We start from the raw sequence: 20,806 nt of genomic DNA, 5'->3' as shown, positions 1-20,806 counted from the left end.
CGCGAATCTGCCGTGCTTGGCGTGCCAGATGTTCTCGGCTAGAGCCCCCGCGGGAAAGCGAAGGTTGGCAGATCCTTGACCTCCGGTGCACGAACGTCGGACGTCCTCACCGTGCTGGCGAGCCAGGAGGGCGAGCGCCTCACCGTGGGCGACATCGTCGCGGTCCTGCGGGACCGTGCCTTCGCGCTGCTCGTGGTCCTGCTCGGGCTGCCGAACTGCCTGCCCATGCCGCCGCCGATCCCGCTGATCTGCGGCCTGCTCCTGCTCCTCGTGGCGATCCAGATCGCCGCCGGGATGTCGGCGCCGTGGCTGCCGCGGATGCTCCTCGGCCGCTCGATCGCCCTGACGGATGTCCGGCGGGCCGTCACCCGCGCGGTGCCGATCCTGCGCCGCCTGGAGCGCTGGTCGCGCCCCCGCGTCAGCGTGTTCGAGACCGCGCTCGGCATGCGCGGCATGGGGATCGTCCTGCTCGCCCTGGCGCTGGCGCTGATCGTGGCCGCGCCCATCGTCGGGCAGATCCCGCTGGGTCTCGCCGTCTGCCTGGTCGGGCTCGGTCTCGTCGAGCGCGACGGTCTGGTCGTGCTGGGCGGTCTCGTGATCGGGATGTTCGGCGTCGCCATCAACGCCGGCTTCGCCTACGCGGTGATCGCCGGGATCATCGGCCTGCTGAACCTCTGAGGGCGCGCCTCAGAGGCGGTAACGGATCTGATCGGTCCAGAAGCGCTCCAGGCGGGTGAGGGCCTGGTTCAGGCGAATGAAATCCTCCTCCGAGATCCCGCCGATCGGCGTGATCGTCCGGGCATGCTTGTCGTAGAGCCCCTGGATGATCTCGTGGACCTGGCGGCCCTTGTCGGTCAGGCTGATCCGGACGGAGCGCCGGTCGGTCTTCGAGCGGGCGTGGTGGAGATAGCCGGCCTCGACAAGCTTCTTCACGTTGTACGAGACGTTGGAGCCCAGGTAGTAGCCCTTGGTCCGCAGCTCGCTCGCGGTCAGCTCCTTGTCGCCGATGTTGTACAGGAGCAGCGCCTGGACGCTGTTGACGTCCTCGCGGCCGCGGCGCTCGAACTCGTCCTTGATCACGTCGAGCAGCCGGCGATGCAGCCGCTCCACGAGGTGCAGCGCCTCGAGGTAGGAGCCCTTGGTGGAGGCGGCTTCCTCAGGGGCCTCGATCTGCGCGACTCGGGCGTTCTGGGTCTTCATCTCTGCCTCGCCATCCGATGATCCGGCACCCGTTGGATGCGGCGCCGTTGATGATGGCTAAGCTAGGGCTCGGGAATGAAAGGCGATTTAAGCGACAGGATGAATTCGCGATTTACTCTTCGCGGTAAAGACAAACTGAATGAAGACAAGAACGGTTCGTTCACCGTGCTTCCTGCGCGGCCAGCCAGGACAGCAGGAAGTACAACGTCACGACACAGCCTCCGAATACGAGCAGCGGCACCGATAACGGCAAGAGTTGCGGTGTCAGGACCGCGAGCGTCATCGCCGACGTGACGGCGAGCAACCAGATCACGCCGCCCCAGGCGCTCGTCAGCCACAATCCGATCGCCGCCGCGGCGTCGATCACCGCGAAGTAGACGATCGCGGACTGCCGGCCGAACGGCTCGGCCTCGAAGGGGCGCACGCCCGGCAGGACGTCGAGGATGGTCGCCCAGGCGAAGACGCTCTTCAAAAGCCAGACGAGGGCCGTGAGCCGCATGAACCAGATCAGCACTGTGTCCCACGTGCCGGACGCGGGGCCCTGGGCCCGCTCGATGCGGTCGCTCGGGATGCCGCCCGGCCGCGGCGTCCTGCGCCGGATCGGAAAGTAGCTGGGCACTATCGAGCGCTCGCGGATGGTGGGGGCCGGTTCATGGCGAAGGGCCGGGATCCTGATCGATCGGGCGGGGATCGCCGGGTTGAAGCGGTTCCTCCGTCCGGCGTCAACGGTCGGGTTTCGTTGCGCCAGCCCGGTGTGGTAGTCGATCGCCTCCGGCGCACGGGCGCCGCGCGATCCGCGGCGTGGTCCGCGCGAACGGTAGCAAAGCCGCATGTCAGACACCCTGCCAGAGCCGCGCCCTCTCGCCGTGGAGGCCGCCCGCGAGGGCGCCCGCGTGGAGGGTCTGAAGATCACCCAGCGCCCGCGCCGGAACCGGAAGGCCGACTGGTCGCGGCGCCTCGTCCGCGAGCACACCCTGACGGTCGACGACCTGATCTGGCCGATGTTCGTGATCGACGGCGAGGGCCGCCGCGAGCCGGTGGCCTCGATGCCAGGCGTCGAGCGCCTCTCGGTGGACGAGATCGTCCGCGACGCGGAGCGCGCCGCGAAGCTCGGCATCCCGGCGGTGTCGTTCTTCCCCTACACGGAGGTGTCGCTGCGCGACCCGACCGGCTCGGAGGCGCTGAACGCCAACAACCTCGTCTGCCGGGCGGTCCGCGCCGTGAAGCGGGCCGTGCCCGAGATCGGGATCATGACCGACGTGGCGCTCGATCCCTACACGAGCCACGGCCACGACGGCCTGATGCGGGACGGCGCGATCCTCAACGACGAGACGGTCGCGGTCCTCGTCGAGCAGAGCCTGATCCAGGCCGAGGCCGGGACCGACATCATCGCGCCCTCCGACATGATGGACGGGCGCGTCGGCGCGATCCGCGCGGGCCTCGACAAGGCCGGCTTCCTCGACGTCCAGATCATGGCCTACGCGGCGAAATACGCCAGCGCCTTCTACGGGCCGTTCCGGGACGCGATCGGCACCAAGGCAGCGCTGGTCGGCGACAAGCGCACCTACCAAATGGATCCCGGCAACTCGGCCGAGGCTCTGCGCGAGGTCCGGCTCGACCTCGACGAGGGCGCGGATTCGGTGATGGTGAAGCCGGGCCTGCCCTATCTCGACATCATCCGCCGGGTGCGGGACGAGTTCCAGGTGCCGACCTTCGCCTACCAAGTGTCGGGCGAGTACGCGATGATCGAGGCGGCCGCCCGCAACGGCTGGCTCGACGGCGACCGCGCGATGGTCGAGGCGCTCCTCGCCTTCAAGCGGGCCGGCGCCGACGGCGTCCTCACCTATCACGCGCCGCGGGTCGCGGAGCGCCTGCGCAACCATCCGTGAAGCGCGGACACCGCTGGCTCCTCGGGGCCGCGGTCGTGGTCGGCTTCCTCGGGGGGCTCGTCGCCTGCCAGGACACCCTGCGCCGGGATCGCGTCGCCACCTGCCGCCGGGCGCTCCCGGCGGTCGCGCCGCAGGACGGGATCCGGCTCCTGCGCGCGGCGCCGGGGCCGTCGGCAAATTCGGTGCGCGTCGACTACGCCGACGGGAACCGGCAGCACTGGCTGACCTGCCGCTTCGATGCCGGCACGACCCTGGTCGCCCTCGCCACCGAGGCGAGCACCCTGTCGGGCCCGTCCCTCTACATGCTCAAACGCTTCTATCTCGACACGCCCGACGCCGCGGCGGGAGACCCGGCCGGGCGCTGAGCGGCGGCCGCGACCGCCGACCGACCCGCATCCGCGCCGGATCCCCTTGCGGCCCCTGCGCGGCGCACCCACCTTCACGTCCGCAGCCTCGCTTGCAGGACGCGACACCATGCAGAACCCTCAACCCGGATACGCGCAGCGCTTCGAAGCGCCCGGCTACGCCACCGCGTTGCCGATCCCGTTCGTGCGGGCGAGCCTGGGTGGCCGGACGGTCGCCTATCTCCTCGACATCCTGTTCATCTTCGGCTTCACGGCCCTGCTGACCCTCGCGATCACCGTGATCGGGGTGGTCACTTTCGGCCTCGGCTGGACGCTGTTCGCGGTCCTTCCGGCGAGCGGCATCATCTACAGCGCGATCACGGTGGGCGGGCCGAAGCAGAGCACGATCGGCCAGCGGATGATGGGCCTGCGGACCGTCGCGCCCGAGAGCGGCGCGCGGGTCGACGTCATCACGGCCGCGGTCCACGCGCTGCTGTTCTACGTGGCGATCTCGACCTTCCTGCTCTGGTGCGTCGACATCGCGTTCGGGCTCATGCGCTCCGACCGCCGCCTCGGGCACGACCTGCTCCTCGGCCTCGCCGTCGTCCACGCGCGCTGAGTCGCGATTCCGCTGATGAAAATCTGACGGTGCGACCGGCCGGGCCATTGAGCCCCGGCCGGTCGCCTGTACACTGTCACGCCGGCGCCGCGAGGATGAACCCGGCGCAGGGTCTGTGAGAAGCGTGACCAGCCACCCGCGCGACACACCGCAATTCTACCTCACCGCCCCCTCGCCGTGCCCCTATCTGCCGGGGCAGGAGGAGCGGAAGGTCTTCACCCACTTGGTCGGACGGCGCGCCCGCGACCTGAACGAGATCCTGACCCAGGGCGGCTTCCGCCGCTCCCAGACCATCGCGTACCGGCCGGCCTGCGAGACCTGCCGGGCCTGCGTCTCGGTCCGCGTGGTGGTCGACGAGTTCGAGCCGAGCGCCAGCCAGCGGCGCATCCTGGCGCGCAGCGCCGACTGGGTCGGCACGCCGGAGCCGAACCGGCCCGCCTCCGAGCAGTACGCCCTGTTCCGCCGCTACCTCGACGCCCGGCACGGCGACGGCGGCATGGTCGACATGACCGTGCTCGACTACGCCATGATGGTCGAGGACAGCCACGTCGACACGCACCTCGTGTCGTATCGCCGGCACGGGCCGGACACGGCGATCACCGGCCGCGGCTCCGGACCGCCGCTCGCATTCTGCCTGACGGACGTCCTCTCGGACGGCCTGTCGATGGTCTACTCGTTCTACGATCCCGCGGAGGCCGCGCGCTCCCCCGGGACCTTCATGATCCTCGACCATATCCGCCGGGCTCGCGGGCTCGGGCTGCCGTACCTCTATCTCGGCTACTGGGTCGAGGGCTCGCGCAAGATGGACTACAAGTCCCGCTTCCGCCCGCAGGAACGGCTGATGGGCCAGGGCTGGGTGCGGATCGACTGAGCCCGGCGCGGCGCGCGTTTCACGTCGGTTGCCGTCCCGGCATGCCCGATGCGCATTGAGCGGCCGGCCCGGCGCATGCTACCGGCCACGCACGCAATCCGGACCGTGCCGAGGCCCCCATGATCCCCCGCTATAGCCGCCCCGCGATGACGGCGATCTGGTCGCCCGAGAGCCGCTTCCGGATCTGGTTCGAGATCGAGGCCCACGCCACCACGGCGCTCGCCGAGATCGGTGTCGTGCCGAAGGCGGCGGCCGAGACGATCTGGACCAAGGGCAAGGACGCGGTCTTCGACGTCGCCCGCATCGACGCGATCGAGGCGGTGACGAAGCACGACGTCATCGCCTTCCTGACCCACCTCGCCGAGATCGTGGGGCCCGAGGCGCGCTTCGTCCACCAGGGCATGACCTCCTCGGACGTGCTCGACACCTGCCTCAACGTGCAGTTGGTGCGGGCCGCCGACATCCTGATCGCCGACGTCGACTCGCTGCTTTCCGCCCTGAAGACGCGGGCCCTGGAGCACAAGCTGACCCCGACCATCGGCCGGTCGCACGGCATCCACGCCGAGCCGGTCACCTTCGGTCTGAAGCTCGCTCAGGCCTACGCCGAGTTCGAGCGCAACCGCCGCCGGCTCGTCGCGGCCCGAGAGGAGGTCGCCACCTGCGCGATCTCGGGCGCGGTCGGCACGTTCGCCAACATCGACCCGCGGGTCGAGCAGTACGTCGCCGAGAAGATGGGCCTGACCGCCGAGCCGGTCTCGACCCAGGTGATCCCGCGCGACCGGCACGCGATGTTCTTCGCGACCCTCGGCGTCGTCGCCTCGTCGCTGGAGCGGCTGGCGATCGAGATCCGGCACCTCCAGCGCACCGAGGTCCTCGAGGCGGAGGAGTTCTTCTCCGATGGGCAGAAGGGTTCCTCGGCGATGCCGCACAAGCGCAACCCGGTCCTCACCGAGAACATCACGGGCCTCGCCCGGATGGTGCGCGGCTACGTCACCCCGGCCCTGGAGAACGTCGCCCTCTGGCACGAGCGCGACATCTCCCACTCGTCGGTGGAGCGGATGATCGGCCCCGACGCCACCGTCACCCTCGACTTCGCCCTGGCGCGGATGACCGGGGTGATGGAGAAGCTGCTGGTCTACCCGGCCAACATGCAGAAGAACCTCGACCGGCTCGGCGGCCTGATCCACTCGCAGCGCGTGCTGCTGGCGCTGACCCAGGCCGGGGTCTCCCGCGAGGATTCCTACCGGCTGGTCCAGCGCAACGCGATGCCGGTCTGGCGCGGCGAGGGCGACTTCCTGGCGCTGCTCAAGGCGGACCCCGAGGTCGCCGCGGCGCTCCCGGCCGAGCAGATCGAGGCCTGCTTCGATCTCGGCTACCACTTCAAGCACGTGGACACGATCTTCGGGCGGGTCTTCGGCGACCGCTGAGACCCCGCACGATTCCTGCTTCGACCCGCCCTCGCGGGCCCGCGTTCCCGGGCCCGCGACGAACACAGGACAGCTCCCCGTGACCGCTCCCCGCATCGTCTACCTCAACGGCCAGTTCCTCCCCTACGAGGAGGCGCGCGTGCCGATCATGGATCGCGGCTTCCTGTTCGCCGACGGCATCTACGAGGTCTCGGCGATCCTCGACGGCAAGCTCGTCGACAACGCCGCGCACCTCGCGCGCCTCGACCGCTCGCTGGGCGAGATCGGCATCCGCAACCCGCACGACGCGGCGGGCTGGGAGCGCCTGCAGACCGAGCTCGTGGCCCGCAACGGCGTCACCGAAGGGCTCGTCTACATGCAGGTGACCCGCGGGGTGGCCGAGCGCGACTTCGCCTTCCCGAAGGCCGGCACCGAGCCCACCGTGGTGATGTTCACCCAGGCCAAGACCGTGCTCGCCAACCCGCTCGCCGAGAGCGGCGCCCGCGTGATCACCGTCGAGGACCTGCGCTGGAAGCGGCGGGACATCAAGTCGGTGGCCCTGCTGGCGCAGGTGCTCGCCAAGCAGCAGGCGGCCGAGGCCGGCGTCGCCGAGGCCTGGATGGTCGAGGACGGCGCGGTCACCGAGGGCTCCTCCTCGACCGCGTTCATCATCAGTCGCGATCGCGTCCTCGTGACCCGGCCGCTCTCCACCGCGCTCCTGCCGGGCATCACCCGGGCCTCGGTGCTGCGCCTCGCGCAGGAGGCCGACCTGCGGATCGAGGAGCGGCTGATCCCTGTGGACGAGGTCTACGCGGCCCAGGAAGCCTTCTACACCAGCGCCTCCGCCTTCGTGATGCCGGTCGTCGAGATCGACGGGCGCGCGATCGGCGAGGGGCGGCCGGGCGCGCTGACCCGGCGCCTGCGCGAGCTCTACATCGAGGCCGCCCGCCACGGTTGAGGCCGCCGGATCCCGTCCACAGGACGGGACGTCGGACCCGACCGCGGACAGGAACGGATCCCGCCTCCGACTGTTCCTCCCCGAATTCGTGTCTCGAACCGGGGAGGCCCTCGTGCCGAACAAGACCCTGCTCGCCGCCCTCGCGACGACCCTCGCGACCACCCTGGCGGCGACCGTCGCGGCAGTACCCGCCCGCGCCCAGACGACCGGTCCGGCCCCGGCGCCGCCCGAGCGCGTGCGCCCGAACGCGGACGCGCCGCCGCAGGCCCAGTCGCTCAGCGACAAGCTCCAGAAGAACGACGGCGTGATCAAGCCGCCGGATTCCGGCACGACCGGCACCGTGGTGAAGCCCGACCAGTCCGGCTCCATGCCGGTGATCAAGCCGCACGAACTGCCCGGTCGGGACCCCGGCACCGAGGCCAAGTAGGCCGGTCGCGGCGAGGCCGAGAAGACCGCCATGCGGTCCGATCATGCGGCCCCTTGCTTGATTTCGCTGGCCGGATCGCGGAAACGGCTCACGACGTGCGCCGCCTGCACCCGTGGGCGGCGCCGTCCCGGTTTCCGTCGCGGGTAAGCAGGCAGGCATGGCCAACGTCGTCGTTGTGGGCGCCCAGTGGGGCGACGAGGGCAAGGGCAAGATCGTCGACTGGCTCTCCGAGCAGGCCGACATCGTGGTCCGTTTCCAGGGCGGCCATAATGCCGGCCACACGCTCGTCATCGACGGCGTGACCTACAAGCTGGCGCTGCTGCCGTCGGGCGTGGTCCGCGGCGGCAAGCTCTCGGTCATCGGCAACGGCGTAGTCGTCGATCCCTGGCACCTGATCGACGAGATCGAGCGGATCAAGGCGCAGGGCGTGGACGTCTCGCCGTCCTCGCTGCGGATCGCCGACAACGCGACGCTGATTCTGCCGCTCCACCGCGAGCTGGATCATTTCCGCGAGACGGCCAATGCCGGCCTGAAGATCGGCACGACCAAGCGCGGCATCGGGCCGGCCTACGAGGACAAGGTCGGCCGCCGCGCGATCCGGGTCGTCGACCTCGCCGACCCCGACGCGCTGCCGGCCAAGATCGAGCGCGTGCTGACCCACCACAACGCTCTGCGGCGCGGCCTCGGGATCGACGAGGTGAATGCCGAGGCGCTGCTGACCGAGCTGAAGGCGATCGCGCCGAAGATCCTGCCCTTCGCCGACACCGTGTGGTCGCTGCTCGACGAGGAGCGCCGGGCCGGCAAGCGCATCCTGTTCGAGGGCGCGCAGGGCGCGCTGCTCGACGTCGACCACGGCACCTACCCGTTCGTGACCTCCTCCAACATCGTGGCCGCGCAGGCCGCGACGGGCTCGGGCCTCGGCCCGGGCGCGATCGGCTACGTTCTGGGCATCGCCAAGGCGTACACGACCCGCGTCGGCGAGGGGCCGTTCCCCACCGAACTGTTCGACGAGATCGGCGAGACCATCGGCAGCCGCGGGCGCGAGTTCGGCGTCAACACCGGGCGCAAGCGCCGCTGCGGCTGGTTCGACGCCGTGCTGGTGCGCCAGACGGTCCGGACCTCCGGCATCCACGGCATCGCGCTGACCAAGCTCGACATCCTCGACGGCTTCGAGGAGATCCGCGTCTGCACCGGCTACATGCTGGACGGCCAGCCGATCGACCATCTGCCGGCGAGCCAGGCCGCGCAGGCCCGGATCGAGCCGGTCTACGAGGTGATCCCGGGCTGGTCGGAGACGACCGCGGGGGCCCGGTCCTGGGCGGATCTGCCCGCGCAGGCGATCAAGTACGTGCGCCGGATCGAGGAGCTGATCGGGGCGCCGGTGGCGCTGCTGTCGACCTCGCCCGAGCGCGACGACACGATCCTCATGCACAACCCGTTCGAGGATTGACCCTTCGCGCGCTATCCCGTTGACGACGCGTGTTTTCGGCGGCCCTGCCTGTATCCAGTCCGCGCGGGCTTGATCTAGAACGGGCTGGCGGCCGGGCGGTCCGTATCGCGATCCGCCCGCCGTCTCGAAGGCAACCGGCGCGCGGGCCCTGATCCCGCGCGGCGGGATACGACAAACCGGCCGACGGCCGCGACCGGACCTGTCGGGCGGGCGCGGACCTCGGTCCCCGGCCTCCGACCGGCTCTGCCGGACGGCGGCCGAAGGGGCGGACCAGAGTATCATGGCCGATTACTACCCGCTTCTGGCCCGCGCGCTCGACGCGCTGCCGGACCGAACGCCCGCCCTGCGCAAGGCGGTCTACGACCGCGCGCGCAACGCCCTGATCAGCCAGCTGCGCTCCCTCGATCCACCGCTGTCGGAGGCCGACATCGATCTCGAGCGCCGGGCGCTCGACGCCGCGATCGAGCGGCTCGAGGTCGATCACGGCGGCCTCCCGGCCCCCGCCAACGATGCCGCGCAGGCGCCCGAGACGCCCGCTCCGGCTAAGGCTACGGTCTCGGCGCCGGCACCAGCACCCGCCGCGCCCGAACCCGCCGTCCCCGAACCCGCCGTCCTCGAGCCGATCGTCCCCGCGGCGACGGAGCCGGAGATCCCGGAGCCGTCCCCGCCGGAGCCGGGATCCGGTCCCGCGCTGGCGCCCATCCTCCCGTCGGCGAAGCCGCCCTTCGCTGTGGCGGCCCGCGACGGGGATCGGGAGGCCGCGGACGGGCCGCGCGAGGCACCGATCCCGATCGCGCCGCCGCGTCCGGGCACGCCGCAGACGGCCGCGCCCGACACGGCCCCGCCGCTCGCCGAGACGTCCGCCCCCGAGGCGTTCGCCCGCGGGGCGTCCCCCCCCGCCGACCCTGACGCCGAGGCGGCCGAGGGCGCGGGCGGCCGTCAGCGTCCGCGGATCGAGGTGGTGCCCCCGCGCACCGGTCGGTCGCGCGTGCTGCGCAACGTCTTCGTGGGCGGTGTCCTGGCGGTGGTGATCGGCCTGATCGCCGTCGCGGCCTTCCTGCTGCGCGACCGGCCGCAGAACCTGCCGTCGAGCGGCACGGAGACCGCGGACACGCAGCAGCCGGAAGGCGAGACCAAGTTCGGCGACCGGGTCGGCGGCGACGCCGCCCCGGCCCCGAAGGCCCCGACGCGCGTCGAGAACGGCGCGCCGGCACGGGCCGCGGCCACGCCCGCGCCAGCCGACGCGGGCGTCGCGGTCGCGCAGAGGGCGGAACTCGTCGAGGAGGCGACGGGGGCCGAGGGCGGTCAGCCGACCGTGACGCCGGGGCGCGTGACGTGGCGGCTCGAGACCGTCAACGGGGATCAGGGACAGCCGGTTCAGAACGCCGTGGTCGCCACCGTGACCATCCCGGATGCCGGCCTGACGCTGGTGATGACCATCCAGCGCAATCTCGACGCGACCCTGCCGGCCTCCCACACGGTGAGCTTGGCCTTCAGCCAGAGCGGCAGCAGCGCCGCGTCCAGAACCGTCCAGGATGTCGGGTTGCTCCAGGCCAAGGACGAGCAGAGCGCCCGCGGCTCGCCGGTCTCGGGCCTGCCGGTTCGGGTCCGCGACAACCTGTTCCTGATCGGCCTGTCGTCGCTGCAGAACGACGTCGAGCGCAACACCGACCTGCTCCTCCACCGGAACTGGTTCGACATCGCGCTGCGCTACACGTCGGGCCGGCGGGCGGTGCTGACCTTCGAGAAGGGCGCCGCCGGCGCCCAGGTGATGCAGAACGCCTTCGACGCCTGGCAGTGATCGGACGACGGCGCCCGCCGTCCGAGCCCTGACCCGAACCGGCGGGCCTCGATGCCGGTCCGGGGCAGCTCGCGGCTCGCGATGTTGCGCTTGACCGCTTCCTGCACCTTCTCGAAGGCGCGGACCTCGATCTGCCGGACGCGTTCGCGAGACACGCCGAACTCGCCGGAGAGATCCTCCAGGGTGATCGGGTCCTCGGCGAGGCGCCGGGCCTCGAAGATGCGGCGCTCGCGCGGATTGAGCACGCCGAGGGCGTCCTTGAGCGCGGAGAGGCGGTTCTGACCCTCCTGCTCCCGCGCCAGCACGGTTTCCTGGCTCGGGCTGTTGTCCACGAGCCAGTCCTGCCACTCGCCCTCGCCCTCCTCGCGCAGGGGCGCGTTGAGCGACGTGTCGCCGGACAGGCGCCGGTTCATGTCGATCACGTCCTGCTCGGGCACGCCGAGACGGGTGGCGATCTGCTTCACCTGGTCGGGCTTGAGGTCACCCTCGTCGAGGGCCGAGATCTTGCCCTTGGCCTTGCGCAGGTTGAAGAACAGCTTCTTCTGGTTCGCGGTCGTGCCCATCTTCACGAGCGACCACGAGCGCAGGATGTATTCCTGGATCGCCGCCTTGATCCACCACATCGCGTAGGTGGCCAGACGGAAGCCCTTGTCGGGATCGAAGCGCTTGACCGCCTGCATGAGGCCGACATTGCCCTCCGACACGACTTCGCCGATCGGCAGGCCGTAGCCGCGGTAGCCCATGGCGATCTTGGCGACCAGGCGCAGGTGCGACGTCACGAGGCGGTGCGCGGCCTCGCGGTCGCCGGCGTCGCGCCAGGCCTTCGCCAGCGTGAACTCTTCCGACGGCTCCAGCATCGGGAACTTGCGAATCTCGTCGAGGTAGCGCGAGAGGCCACCTTCGTTGGCGAGCACGGGCAGCGTACCGGCCATGGCATTCTCCTGGACCTTATGTCCCCCTGTCGGGCGGACGCGACGGACAACAGTGCCGTCCACTCGGGCCGCTCTTGAGCCGACCCTGCCGGCCCCCCATCTCGTACGGGACGCCGGGGAGCCGGTCGCGGTCGATGACACCCACGTCGTCAACAACGCGCCACCGGCGATTTTGGTCGTACCATGTCACGATGTGACGCGGTACGGCGTGATCTTTCGCACGCCGCGGCGCGGCGGTTACGGGCGCGGCGCCCCGTCCTCTTCCGCCCTCAGGGCCCGCACCAGCGCGGCCATATCGGGCGGCAGCGGGCTCTCGAACCGCAGCGTCGCGCCGGTCCGCGGGTGGCTGAAGCCGAGCAGTTCCGCGTGGAGGGCCTGGCGCCCGAGCGCCGCGAGGGCGGCGCGGGCCTCCGGCGTCAGGCGGGCGGCCTTGGTCCGGAAGGCGCCGCCGTAGACCGTGTCCCCGAGCAGGGGATGGCCGCGATGGGCGAGATGCACGCGGATCTGGTGGGTGCGGCCCGTCTCCAGGCGGCAGCGCACGAGGGCGGCCTCGCGATAGGCCTCGGCCACGGCGTAGTGGGTCACGGCGTGGCGCCCGCTCGCGTCCGAGACGACGGCGATCTTCTCCCGGTGGAAGCGCGACCGCGCGAGGCTGGCCTGGATCGTCCCGGCCCGCGGCTGGGGCAGGCCCCAGACCACGGCGGCGTAGGCGCGTTCCAGCGGGCCGGACCGGCCGTGATCGGCGAACTGGGCGGTGAGGCCCTGGTGGGCCACGTCGTTCTTGGCGACGACGATCAGGCCGCTCGTGTCCTTGTCGAGGCGGTGGACGATGCCGGGCCGGCGGACGCCGCCGATGCCCGACAGGCTGGCCCCGCAATGGGCGATCAGGGCGTTGACCAGCGTGCCGCTCTCATGGCCCGGGGCGGGATGGACCACGAGGCCCGCGGGCTTGTCGATGACGATCAGGTCGTCGTCCTCGTGGACGATCGGAAGATCCGCGGCCTCGGCCACCGGCTCCGCCGGGGCCGCGGGGGGCACCGTGAGCACGATGCGCGCGCCCGCGGCGACCTTGGCGGCCGGGTCGAGCGCCGGGAGCCCGTCCCGCTGAACCTGTCCGGTGCGGATCAGATCCTGCAGCCGGGCCCGGGACAGATCCGGGAACAGCGCGACCAGGGCCCGGTCGAGCCGCACGCCTCCCTCGGCCACGATCCCGGCCCGCTCGTCCTGAACGATGTCCACCACGACCCCTGTTCGCCCCCGATCTGACCCGCCGCGGCGGATTTCCTGACGAAGGCACTTGCTCCCCCGCCGAGTGGTGGCTATAGCAGCCCCGCGCCGCCGGAAAGCTCCCATCGTCTAGCGGTCTAGGACGTCGCCCTCTCACGGCGAAAACAGGGGTTCGATTCCCCTTGGGAGCGCCAGCGCGCTGGCAGTGACCGGGATCTGCGAACTTTCCCCGAGAAGCCTTGTCGTCCGGAAAGTCCGGCTGTTTCCGTGGCCGATCTGCGCCCAAGAGGCGTGCGCGTCGCCCAGCCGCTGAGCTTCTTTACAGGCGATGATTTACGCCGGCCCTGTCGCGACCTCCCGAGGGCCGGGAAGCTCCGGCGGGACGGGGTCGGGTGTCCCGCCTCACCAGAACCAGATGGCGCGTCCGGCCACCGCGTAGATGACGAACCAGAGGCCGATGGCGAAGGCGACAGCCGCCACGACAAGGGCCGGATGAGGCCTCTTGCGGGTGCGGGCGGGACGGACGGGGGCGATCTGATCCATGAGCGAGGCGGACGCATCTCCGGCCGAACGCATGCCCGAAGGCTGCTCGCCCGGGGCGCTCGAGGCCCCGTGGATGCGGTCGGCGACAACGGCGCCTTACGACCAACATCCGCCGTCGCTGTCCCCATCAAAAGATACCTTGGCGCGGATCGAATTGCCGGCTCGGCGCGTCGAGCGGGTCTCCGATCGATCGCTGCCGAGCGTCGCAGCCTGTGATCGGCGGGGATATCGGGGATGGGACGCGATCCCCCCGACATAGGATGTTGCGCGGCGCAACCCATTAACACGGCGCGACTTTCCGCCGGGCATGATCGCACGATGCCTCAGCCTGCGAGTTCGCGATGCATTTCAGGATCCAAGCCACCGGACAGCATCTCTGGACCTGGGTGCTGCTCGACGAGACCGAGATGACGGTGGCCGAATCCGACCGGTCGTTTCCATCCCGGACGCAGGCCTCGGCGGCGGCTCTGGCCTTCGCGAAGCTGGTCGCGCGCGCCAGCCGCTCGCTGAACGGGGGCGCGTCGAGCGGCCTGCTGTAGGTGTGATCGCGTCCGCTGCAACTCCGCTGAAGGTTCTCGCGCTGCGGCCGCGGTCGATCAGCGCCAGCGCTCCTTCATGCAAGCGAGCAGATGGACCGTCCGCATGCAGCCCTCGCGATCTGACTGGGTGCGCGCGTTGCCCATGCAGGCATCCATTCCCAGGCGCAGCAATTGACGGTCGACGTCCGTCGTGCGGGCGCAGGAGAAGATCGGCTGAAAGCCCTCGAACCGGCTGACCTGCCAGAAGATCGCGACGAACGCCGTCAAGCAGAAGCCGAAGACCAGGAGGCGGCTGTCGTAGAACCAGTGCCTGCGCTCTCGGTTGTCGACGCCGCGCACGCGCATCCCTGTCCTCATCGCGCAGTCGTATGCCATCGTATCACGGACGGCTCCGCCCTGGCACAGGGGGAGCGCCACGCGGCGCGCGGCGTCGCACGGGAAACGGGATCTGGACTATGCGCCGCGGTCTCCTCATCGCCCTGTGCCTCGCGCTGAGCGGAACGCGCGCATGGGCCCTGGATGCGCGAACGGCTCCGCCCGCGCCCGAACCGGAGCGTCCTCGTCCCGCCGAGGATGGCAGACGGTGGGGCGGTTCGAGTGACGCGCGATCCGGGGCGGATGCGGCGGCGACCCCGCCGAGCGGCAGCGTCGTGAGCCTCGGCCAGCTGGCGAACCCGGTCGACAGCCCGCTCGTCGCCACGTTCAGGGCCGTCCTGGCGACCTACGATGATTTTGCCGCCCACGGTGATGGCAAAGCGTGGACGGAGGCGCCGCTGCGATCCGATAGGCCGTCGGTCAGGCTGCGTGGCGCGCGTGGTCCCGTCAGTCGACACGCGGGCTCACGAGATTGTGCCTCTCCGCGTGCGCCAGATCGCGCGATCTGAGCGTCGATCGTGTCCCGATCGCTGGGTGACCCATCCACCAGCCACCGCGCCGGACGGATGTCCGCACCCTGTGTTCGCTCTGGACGCGGGATACCCGATCCGTCGGTCGCGCGAGCAGCGTTAATTTCAGAACGTCCCGTCGTACACGCGCCGATTGTCAGGGCGTTCTTGCGGACCGGAGTTTTGCCGTATACCCCACATCGGAGAGCCAACGCGCGATCGAGGGCCGGGGGGATGCCGCTGGTTGTCATCTTAGCCGCCCTGTGCGGCGGACTGGCTGTGCTTGCCTTCGGCTGGCAAACGGTCGGCTTCTACACGGTAATACTCGCCTCCTGTGTCGCCAGTGCAGCCGCCGTACTGGTGGGTGGCGGACTCGCGCTCCTGAAGGTCGCAAGGTCCCGGACTTCGCGGGATCCGGCGAAGATCTTCGACATCGACCGGCTCACGAGCGGCGACCGCAGCGACTTTCGGCTCGTTCCGCGGCGCCTCTACTTCGACATCGAGCACGGTCGCGAGATCATCAAGGACGAGATCGGCATCGAGGCCACGAGCATCGACCAGGCGCTCGACGACGCCCGGAGCGTGATCCGGGACATGGTTCAGGAACTCGCCGACGAGGGCTACGCGGAGGACTGGGTGCTGGTGGTGCGCGATGCCAGGGGGGCTTCGGTCGCGCGCCTGCCCATCGAGCGGACTCCCGCGCAGACGCGGCCCGACCGCCGCTCCGCCTGATCGATCGGGGGCCGCGTTCGCGTCCCGGCGATCGCCCGGCTCGCGACGATGGCGCAGCACCCTGCGCCGGCCACCGGTGTTGCGCGCGTGTCAGCGCTCGCCCAGCTCGTGAAGCAGGCGGTCGCGGGCGCGGCTGACCCGGCTCTTCACCGTGCCCGCCGGGCACCCGATCACGGAGGCCGCTTCCTCGTAGGGAAGACCGTCGACGGCCACGAGGATCAGCGCCTCGCGATAGGCCGGCTCGAGCCGGTCGATCGCGGCCCGGACCTCCTTCAGGCCCATGCTGTGCTCCTGGGCGGCCGGTTCGGAGAGGGTGACGGCGTGCGCGCCGTCGGGATCGGGGACCTCGAGGCGTCGCTTGCGCCGTACGTTGATGAAGCCGTTGCGCAAGATCGTGAACAGCCAGGCCACGAGGCTCGTGCCGGGCTGGAAGCGCTCTCGGTGCTCCCACGCCTTGAGCAGGGTGAATTGCACGAGATCGTCGGCCTCGACGCCGTCGAACGTCAGCGACAGGGCGTAGCGGCGCAGGCGCGGCACCAGGGCGATCAGATCGTCCTTGAAAGCACCCGGAACCTGCCGTTCGGACTCGGCGGCATCCAGAGCCGCGGACAGGCGGCCCAGCACGCCGGCCAGCCGTGAGCTCATCTCGATCGGTGCAACATCTAGATAGTACTGGCGCAGCCGATGACCGAGTTGCGCCTGGATATACGAGATGACGGGATCGGACGCGCCGGCCGGATCGCGCTCTTCGACAGCGGGCTTCACGGTGAAGCTCTGGGCTCGATGGGGTGGAGACAGCGTCGCGACGGGCACGACATCTCGCGGGAGGGCTGCGAACTTATCTCTGGTTGATCTCGACGACGTCAATGATGCAGGTATACCAGTGAAAATTGCGGATCTCGCGGAACCTGCTTGCGCGCAACCCGTTTGTGCCCCGCTGCGAGGGGCGCGGCGTCGAGGCGGCGGGGACCGGACGGATCGTGACGGCGGGTGTCGACAGGCATGAGCTCCGGCAGATCATAGCCGGCCTGAGCGAGGGCGTGATCCTGGTCGAGCCCGACCAGACCATCGCCTACGCCAACGAGGCCGCCCTGGCGATGCACGGCGCCGAGAGCCTCGACGAACTCGGCCCCACCGTCGACGCCTATCGCGACCGCTTCTGCCTGCGCTACCGCAACAATCACGAGCCGGAGAACTACCCGATCGAGCGCGTGATCGCCGGCGAGACCTTCCACGACGTCGTGGTCGCGGTCACGCGGACAGACCGGCCCGGCGTCGAGTTCGTTCACTCGCTCAGAGGCTTGGTCGCCACCGACCGCGACGGCAACCCGAGCTGCCTCGCGCTGATCCTGAAGGACGTCTCCGACCAGTTCGAGGCCGAGGAGCGGTTCGAGCGCACCTTCAACGCCAACCCGGCCCCGGCCGTGATCACGCGGCTGTCCGACCTGCGCCACGTCAGGGTCAATCTCGGCTTCCTGGAGATGACCGGCCACACCCGCGACGCCGTCATCGGCCGCAGTGTCTACGAGGTCGACGTCCTGGCCGGCGCGCGCAACCGCGACCTCGCCGTCGCGCGGCTCAATGAGGGCGGCACGATCCCGCAGATGGAGGCCTGCCTCGACCTGCCCGACGGCGGGCGTCGCTTCGTGATCGTCGCCGGGCAGCCGATCGAGATGGGCGACGAGCCCTGCATGCTGTTCACCTTCGCGGACCTGGAACTGCGCCGGAAGGCCGAGGCCGCCCTGCGCCAGAGCGAGGAACGCTTCGCCAAGGCGTTCAGGCTGACGCCGATCCCGACCGTGCTGGTGCGGGCCGACGACGGCCAGGTCACGGGCGTGAACGAGGCGTTCAGCCGGGTCTTCGGCCTGGGCGAGGACCGCGTCGTCGGCCGCTCGCTGGAGGAGGCGGGCCTGTGGGTGACATCGTCCCAGCGGGAGGCCTTCGAGAAGAGGCTGGTGAGCGAGGGCTACGTGCTGGGTACCGAGGTCTGCCTGCGCCACGAGAGCGGTGCGAACCTCGACTGCATGGTCTCGGCCGAGCGGATCACGATCAACGACGCCGATTTCCTTCTGCTGGTGCTGCAGGACATCACCGAGCGCAAGCACTCGGAGCGGGAGCTGTTCGACGCGATCGAGACGGTGATGGCCGACACGTCGTGGTTCAGCCGCGGGCTGATCGAGAAGCTGGCGAACCTGCGCCGGCCGGCCCGGGAGGGCGGCGACGCGGCGGCGCCGAACCTGACGGTGCGCGAGCGCCAGATCCTCAACCTGATCTGCTCGGGGCTCGGCGACGACGCGATCGCGCGCAAGCTCGGACTGTCGCGCAACACGGTGCGCAATCACGGCGCCGCACTGTACCGGAAGCTCGGAGTCCATCGGCGGACCGAAGCGGTTGTTTGGGGCCGGGAGAACGGCTTTCCACTCCAGGGGCCCGGTAGCTGAATTCCATTATACTGGTAATTTGGAACTATTGATCCATCGGACGTCGCCATCATCTGACCGCCATCTCACCGTCGGCGGATCACCCTCCGATCACCCAGTAATCCCCCTCGGCCTCCACATACGTGTGGGGCCGTCTATCCCGGCGGGCCGCGCGCCCGACCGGACCTCTCGACCGACGAGTACGACCGCCACCACGACCGTGAAGGAGCGCACGCGATGAGCAGCACGACCGACAAGATCAAGGGCCTGGCCAACGAGGCGGTGGGCAACGTCAAGCAGGCGGCCGGCAAGGCGACGGGCAACGACAGGCTGGTGGCCGAGGGCAAGGCGCAGGAGCTGAAGGGCGAGGCGCAGAAGACCGTCGGCGACGTCAAGGACGGCGCCAAGTCCGTCGCCGACAAGATCACCGGCAAGCACTGAACCCGTCCCGCGGCGCCGTCCCCTCGGCGCCGCCCTCAGGCCCTTGCCCGGCACGGTGCCGGGCCTGGCCGCTCGATGCGCGAGAGCAGAGACGATGCGGCGCTTCGCCAGCCTCTTCCTGCGTCAGGAATTCGTCTTCCTGATGCTGGCCATCCTGCTGAGCGTCGGCGCGGGCGTGGCCTACTGGGCGTCGCGGGCCACCGTCCTGACGATCGCGGTCGCCCCGAAGGACGGAACCGAGCCGGCCCTGATCCAGGCCTACGCGGACGCCCTGGCCAAGCGCCACAAGGAGATCCGCCTCAAGATCCTGCCCTTCGACGACGTGCGCGACAGCGCCGAGGCGCTGGGCGACGGTCGCGCCGACCTGGCGATCGTGCGGCCGGATGTGGAGCTTCCGGATAACGGCCTGACGCTCGCGATCCTGCGCGACCAGGCGATGATCATCGCGTCGCCGGGATCCGCCGGGATCGCCCGCTTCCCCGATCTCGACCGCAAGCGCCTGGCGATCCTGGCCCACAGGGACGCCGACGAGGCGCTGATCCGCGCCATGCTGGAGCATTACGGATTGACGCTGGTGACCACTGAGCCGGCAAGCGCGCTGCCGCCGCGCCACGTCGCCCTGGTCGAGATGGCCGAGAGCGAGCTGGGCGCGGCCTTCGCCCGCAAGCGGGTCGACGCGGTGATCTCGGTCATCGCGCCGACCGCGCCGACGGCGCAGCGGATCGTCGGCCTCGTCCAGGCGGCCAGCCGCGATCGCAAGATCTCCTTCGTGGATGTCGAGAACGCCGAGGCGATCGTCGCCCGTCTGCCGCGTCTGCAGGTCGTCACCATGCCGGCCGAGACCTTCGGCGGCAGCCCCAAGGTCCCCGACGAGGAGGTTCACACGGTCGGCGCCTCGTACCGCCTGATGGCGCGCGCGAACCTCGCCCGGTCGGTGGCGGCCGACGTCACCCAGCACCTGTTCGAGCTGCGCAGCGCCATGGCCAACGTCACCCCGGCGGCCGACTATTTTCAGGCGCCCGCCTATGACGGGACCGTCGGCGCGACGAGCGCCCGGCTGCCGATCCATCCCGGCGCCGTCGACTATTACGAGCGCGAGCAGCAGAGCTTCATCGAGCGCTACGAGACCTGGATCTACCTGCTCGCCTTCCTCGGCGGCGGTATCGGCTCCGCGCTCGCCTGGATCGGCCAGCGCCTGTCGCGCCTGCGCCGGGAGCGCGTCGAGGAAGCGACGGACCGCCTGCTGAGGATCCGCCAGGAGGCGCAGGAGACGAATGACCCGGGGCGTCTCGAGAGCCTAGCCCGGGAGATCGACGACCTCGCGGGCGACATCGCCAAGCACGCCCTCGAGCGACCGACCGAGGCGCGGACCATGTCGGCCGCGGCCATCGCCATCGACGCCGCCCGCTCGACGGTCAAGCGCGCCATCACGACCGGCCGGAGCGCGGAGGACGGGTCCGCGTTGGCTGGCCGGACGGTCGCGAGCGACGCGGGCCCGAGCGGGGCCTGACCCATTGCGGCGGATGACCGCCGTACCACCCGGGCCGAGGGCCCGCCTCAAGAGGACGACGCGATGAGCAAGGGATACCCTTCGATGACCGCCCTGCTGGGCCTGCTGGCCGTGGCCGGTTACCAGAACCGCGACCGGATCGCCGAGTGGCTCGGCGGCCACGCCAAGGACGCGTCCCGGTCGCCGGCGCCGCAGGTCCCGCCCGCGACGGGTTCGACCATCCCGGCGAACCTAGATCGGCTCCTCGGCGGCGCCAGCGCGGGCGGCGTCGGCGGCCTCATCGCCGGGGGCCTAACCGAGCTGGTCGACCATTTCACCAAGGGCGGCCACGCCGAGACGGCCCAGTCCTGGATCAATCACGGGCCGAACCGCGACATCCCGACCGCGGATCTGGAGCGCGCCATCGGACCGGACACGCTGGCGGCCCTGGAGCAGCGCACCGGCCTGAGCAAGAGCGAGCTGCTGGCGCGCCTCTCGCGCGACCTGCCTTCGGCCATCGACCGCTACTCGCCCGACGGACGCCTGCCGGCCTTCAGCTGATCGACACTGTCGCGGTCGGCGGGGGGGGGGCGCCCCCGCCGCCGGCACCCGGCCCCGCGGGCCCTCCTGCGCC

Annotated in this window: 22 protein-coding genes, 1 tRNA gene and 1 pseudogene; 17 read left to right on the top strand and 7 right to left on the bottom strand. The window is 70.6% G+C overall.

Annotation, left to right across the window (positions count from 1 at the left end; all coding sequences use genetic code 11):
- Positions 1 to 75 precede the first annotated feature (75 nt).
- Entirely contained in the window at positions 76 to 678 is a 603-nt protein-coding gene (locus ACLBYE_RS18165; RefSeq protein WP_267965786.1) for an exopolysaccharide biosynthesis protein, read from the top strand.
- A gap of 9 nt (positions 679 to 687) precedes the next feature.
- On the opposite strand, the gene ldtR is transcribed toward ACLBYE_RS18165, so the two are convergent.
- Positions 688 to 1,200 (bottom strand): transcriptional regulator LdtR, encoded by a 513-nt coding sequence (gene ldtR, locus ACLBYE_RS18160; RefSeq protein ID WP_056527383.1) that lies wholly within the window; start codon positions 1,198 to 1,200, stop codon positions 688 to 690.
- A gap of 160 nt (positions 1,201 to 1,360) precedes the next feature.
- On the bottom strand, positions 1,361 to 1,819 hold the full coding sequence (locus ACLBYE_RS18155; protein ID WP_026604878.1) for a DUF6163 family protein: 459 nt from the start codon (positions 1,817 to 1,819) through the stop codon (positions 1,361 to 1,363).
- A gap of 211 nt (positions 1,820 to 2,030) precedes the next feature.
- Between ACLBYE_RS18155 and hemB the strand changes: the two genes are divergently transcribed.
- The 9 genes from hemB to ACLBYE_RS18110 all read left to right on the top strand — a co-directional run bounded on the left by hemB (position 2,031) and on the right by ACLBYE_RS18110 (position 10,965).
- A complete protein-coding gene (gene hemB / locus ACLBYE_RS18150) occupies positions 2,031 to 3,089 on the top strand; it encodes a porphobilinogen synthase (RefSeq protein ID WP_026604877.1) in 1,059 nt (352 codons plus the stop codon).
- Positions 3,086 to 3,454, top strand: a complete 369-nt coding sequence (locus ACLBYE_RS18145; protein WP_020092850.1) for a hypothetical protein — start codon at positions 3,086 to 3,088, stop codon at positions 3,452 to 3,454. Before hemB ends, ACLBYE_RS18145 begins: the two co-directional genes overlap by 4 nt.
- A 109-nt stretch (positions 3,455 to 3,563) precedes the next feature.
- Positions 3,564 to 4,052, top strand: a complete 489-nt coding sequence (locus ACLBYE_RS18140) for an RDD family protein (protein ID WP_042672022.1) — start codon at positions 3,564 to 3,566, stop codon at positions 4,050 to 4,052.
- A gap of 124 nt (positions 4,053 to 4,176) precedes the next feature.
- On the top strand, positions 4,177 to 4,923 hold the full coding sequence (locus ACLBYE_RS18135; RefSeq protein WP_091925038.1) for an arginyltransferase: 747 nt from the start codon (positions 4,177 to 4,179) through the stop codon (positions 4,921 to 4,923).
- A 119-nt stretch (positions 4,924 to 5,042) separates the two neighbouring features.
- Positions 5,043 to 6,350: an adenylosuccinate lyase gene (gene purB / locus ACLBYE_RS18130; RefSeq protein WP_447695247.1), complete on the top strand. Its 1,308-nt coding sequence runs from the start codon at positions 5,043 to 5,045 to the stop codon at positions 6,348 to 6,350.
- A 79-nt stretch (positions 6,351 to 6,429) separates the two neighbouring features.
- A complete protein-coding gene (locus ACLBYE_RS18125; RefSeq protein ID WP_447695246.1) occupies positions 6,430 to 7,287 on the top strand; it encodes a D-amino-acid transaminase in 858 nt (285 codons plus the stop codon).
- A gap of 112 nt (positions 7,288 to 7,399) precedes the next feature.
- A complete protein-coding gene (locus tag ACLBYE_RS18120; protein WP_447695245.1) occupies positions 7,400 to 7,714 on the top strand; it encodes a hypothetical protein in 315 nt (104 codons plus the stop codon).
- A gap of 157 nt (positions 7,715 to 7,871) precedes the next feature.
- A complete protein-coding gene (locus tag ACLBYE_RS18115) occupies positions 7,872 to 9,164 on the top strand; it encodes an adenylosuccinate synthase (protein WP_091925032.1) in 1,293 nt (430 codons plus the stop codon).
- A 280-nt stretch (positions 9,165 to 9,444) separates the two neighbouring features.
- Positions 9,445 to 10,965: a histidine kinase gene (locus ACLBYE_RS18110; protein WP_447695244.1), complete on the top strand. Its 1,521-nt coding sequence runs from the start codon at positions 9,445 to 9,447 to the stop codon at positions 10,963 to 10,965.
- A 41-nt stretch (positions 10,966 to 11,006) separates the two neighbouring features.
- On the opposite strand, the pseudogene rpoH reads toward ACLBYE_RS18110, so the two are convergent.
- Positions 11,007 to 11,897, bottom strand: a pseudogene (gene rpoH, locus ACLBYE_RS18105) (RNA polymerase sigma factor RpoH); the annotation flags it as partial.
- A 237-nt stretch (positions 11,898 to 12,134) separates the two neighbouring features.
- Positions 12,135 to 13,139: an RluA family pseudouridine synthase gene (locus ACLBYE_RS18100; RefSeq protein WP_447695243.1), complete on the bottom strand. Its 1,005-nt coding sequence runs from the start codon at positions 13,137 to 13,139 to the stop codon at positions 12,135 to 12,137.
- Positions 13,140 to 13,242: 103 nt separating this feature from the next.
- On the opposite strand from ACLBYE_RS18100, the gene ACLBYE_RS18095 reads away from it, so the two are divergent.
- A tRNA-Glu gene (locus tag ACLBYE_RS18095) sits at positions 13,243 to 13,318 on the top strand.
- Positions 13,319 to 13,526: 208 nt separating this feature from the next.
- Here the strand turns inward: ACLBYE_RS18095 and ACLBYE_RS18090 are convergent.
- A complete protein-coding gene (locus ACLBYE_RS18090; protein WP_447695242.1) occupies positions 13,527 to 13,667 on the bottom strand; it encodes a hypothetical protein in 141 nt (46 codons plus the stop codon).
- Positions 13,668 to 14,008: 341 nt separating this feature from the next.
- Between ACLBYE_RS18090 and ACLBYE_RS18085 the strand changes: the two genes are divergently transcribed.
- Positions 14,009 to 14,206: a hypothetical protein gene (locus tag ACLBYE_RS18085; RefSeq protein ID WP_020096365.1), complete on the top strand. Its 198-nt coding sequence runs from the start codon at positions 14,009 to 14,011 to the stop codon at positions 14,204 to 14,206.
- A 57-nt stretch (positions 14,207 to 14,263) separates the two neighbouring features.
- On the opposite strand, the gene ACLBYE_RS18080 is transcribed toward ACLBYE_RS18085, so the two are convergent.
- Entirely contained in the window at positions 14,264 to 14,551 is a 288-nt protein-coding gene (locus tag ACLBYE_RS18080) for a hypothetical protein (RefSeq protein ID WP_447695241.1), read from the bottom strand.
- A 773-nt stretch (positions 14,552 to 15,324) separates the two neighbouring features.
- On the opposite strand from ACLBYE_RS18080, the gene ACLBYE_RS18075 reads away from it, so the two are divergent.
- Complete coding sequence (locus ACLBYE_RS18075; RefSeq protein WP_447695240.1) at positions 15,325 to 15,822, top strand: DUF6894 family protein; 498 nt, start codon at positions 15,325 to 15,327, stop codon at positions 15,820 to 15,822.
- Positions 15,823 to 15,912: 90 nt separating this feature from the next.
- Here the strand turns inward: ACLBYE_RS18075 and ACLBYE_RS18070 are convergent, their stop codons facing one another.
- Positions 15,913 to 16,635 carry a sigma-70 family RNA polymerase sigma factor gene (locus tag ACLBYE_RS18070; RefSeq protein WP_447695239.1) on the bottom strand — a complete coding sequence of 241 codons (723 nt, stop codon included), beginning with the start codon at positions 16,633 to 16,635 and terminating at the stop codon, positions 15,913 to 15,915.
- A gap of 167 nt (positions 16,636 to 16,802) precedes the next feature.
- On the opposite strand from ACLBYE_RS18070, the gene ACLBYE_RS18065 reads away from it, so the two are divergent.
- The 4 genes from ACLBYE_RS18065 to ACLBYE_RS18050 all read left to right on the top strand — a co-directional run bounded on the left by ACLBYE_RS18065 (position 16,803) and on the right by ACLBYE_RS18050 (position 20,733).
- Positions 16,803 to 18,263 (top strand): PAS domain S-box protein, encoded by a 1,461-nt coding sequence (locus ACLBYE_RS18065; RefSeq protein ID WP_447695238.1) that lies wholly within the window; start codon positions 16,803 to 16,805, stop codon positions 18,261 to 18,263.
- A gap of 216 nt (positions 18,264 to 18,479) precedes the next feature.
- Positions 18,480 to 18,683 carry a CsbD family protein gene (locus ACLBYE_RS18060; protein ID WP_447695237.1) on the top strand — a complete coding sequence of 68 codons (204 nt, stop codon included), beginning with the start codon at positions 18,480 to 18,482 and terminating at the stop codon, positions 18,681 to 18,683.
- A gap of 94 nt (positions 18,684 to 18,777) precedes the next feature.
- Positions 18,778 to 20,193: a TAXI family TRAP transporter solute-binding subunit gene (locus ACLBYE_RS18055; protein ID WP_447695236.1), complete on the top strand. Its 1,416-nt coding sequence runs from the start codon at positions 18,778 to 18,780 to the stop codon at positions 20,191 to 20,193.
- A 63-nt stretch (positions 20,194 to 20,256) separates the two neighbouring features.
- On the top strand, positions 20,257 to 20,733 hold the full coding sequence (locus ACLBYE_RS18050) for a YidB family protein (protein WP_026605449.1): 477 nt from the start codon (positions 20,257 to 20,259) through the stop codon (positions 20,731 to 20,733).
- The last annotated feature ends 73 nt before the right edge of the window (positions 20,734 to 20,806 follow it).

The sequence above is a fragment of the Methylobacterium sp. A52T genome, assembly GCF_053346095.1.
This window is presented reverse-complemented; position numbering and strand designations above follow the sequence as displayed.

Excerpts from the sequence above, each read along its gene's own strand:
- ACLBYE_RS18050 (WP_026605449.1), top strand. The coding sequence starts at position 20,257 with ATGAGCAAGGGATACCCTTCGATGACCGCCCTGCTGGGCCTGCTGGCC.
- ACLBYE_RS18090 (WP_447695242.1), bottom strand. The coding sequence starts at position 13,667 with ATGGATCAGATCGCCCCCGTCCGTCCCGCCCGCACCCGCAAGAGGCCT.
- ACLBYE_RS18110 (WP_447695244.1), top strand. The coding sequence starts at position 9,445 with ATGGCCGATTACTACCCGCTTCTGGCCCGCGCGCTCGACGCGCTGCCG.
- ACLBYE_RS18085 (WP_020096365.1), top strand. The coding sequence starts at position 14,009 with ATGCATTTCAGGATCCAAGCCACCGGACAGCATCTCTGGACCTGGGTG.
- ACLBYE_RS18080 (WP_447695241.1), bottom strand. The coding sequence starts at position 14,551 with ATGCGCGTGCGCGGCGTCGACAACCGAGAGCGCAGGCACTGGTTCTAC.
- purB (WP_447695247.1), top strand. The coding sequence starts at position 5,043 with ATGATCCCCCGCTATAGCCGCCCCGCGATGACGGCGATCTGGTCGCCC.
- ACLBYE_RS18055 (WP_447695236.1), top strand. The coding sequence starts at position 18,778 with ATGCGGCGCTTCGCCAGCCTCTTCCTGCGTCAGGAATTCGTCTTCCTG.
- ldtR (WP_056527383.1), bottom strand. The coding sequence starts at position 1,200 with ATGAAGACCCAGAACGCCCGAGTCGCGCAGATCGAGGCCCCTGAGGAA.
- ACLBYE_RS18060 (WP_447695237.1), top strand. The coding sequence starts at position 18,480 with ATGAGCAGCACGACCGACAAGATCAAGGGCCTGGCCAACGAGGCGGTG.
- ACLBYE_RS18140 (WP_042672022.1), top strand. The coding sequence starts at position 3,564 with ATGCAGAACCCTCAACCCGGATACGCGCAGCGCTTCGAAGCGCCCGGC.
- ACLBYE_RS18075 (WP_447695240.1), top strand. The coding sequence starts at position 15,325 with ATGCCGCTGGTTGTCATCTTAGCCGCCCTGTGCGGCGGACTGGCTGTG.
- ACLBYE_RS18115 (WP_091925032.1), top strand. The coding sequence starts at position 7,872 with ATGGCCAACGTCGTCGTTGTGGGCGCCCAGTGGGGCGACGAGGGCAAG.
- hemB (WP_026604877.1), top strand. The coding sequence starts at position 2,031 with ATGTCAGACACCCTGCCAGAGCCGCGCCCTCTCGCCGTGGAGGCCGCC.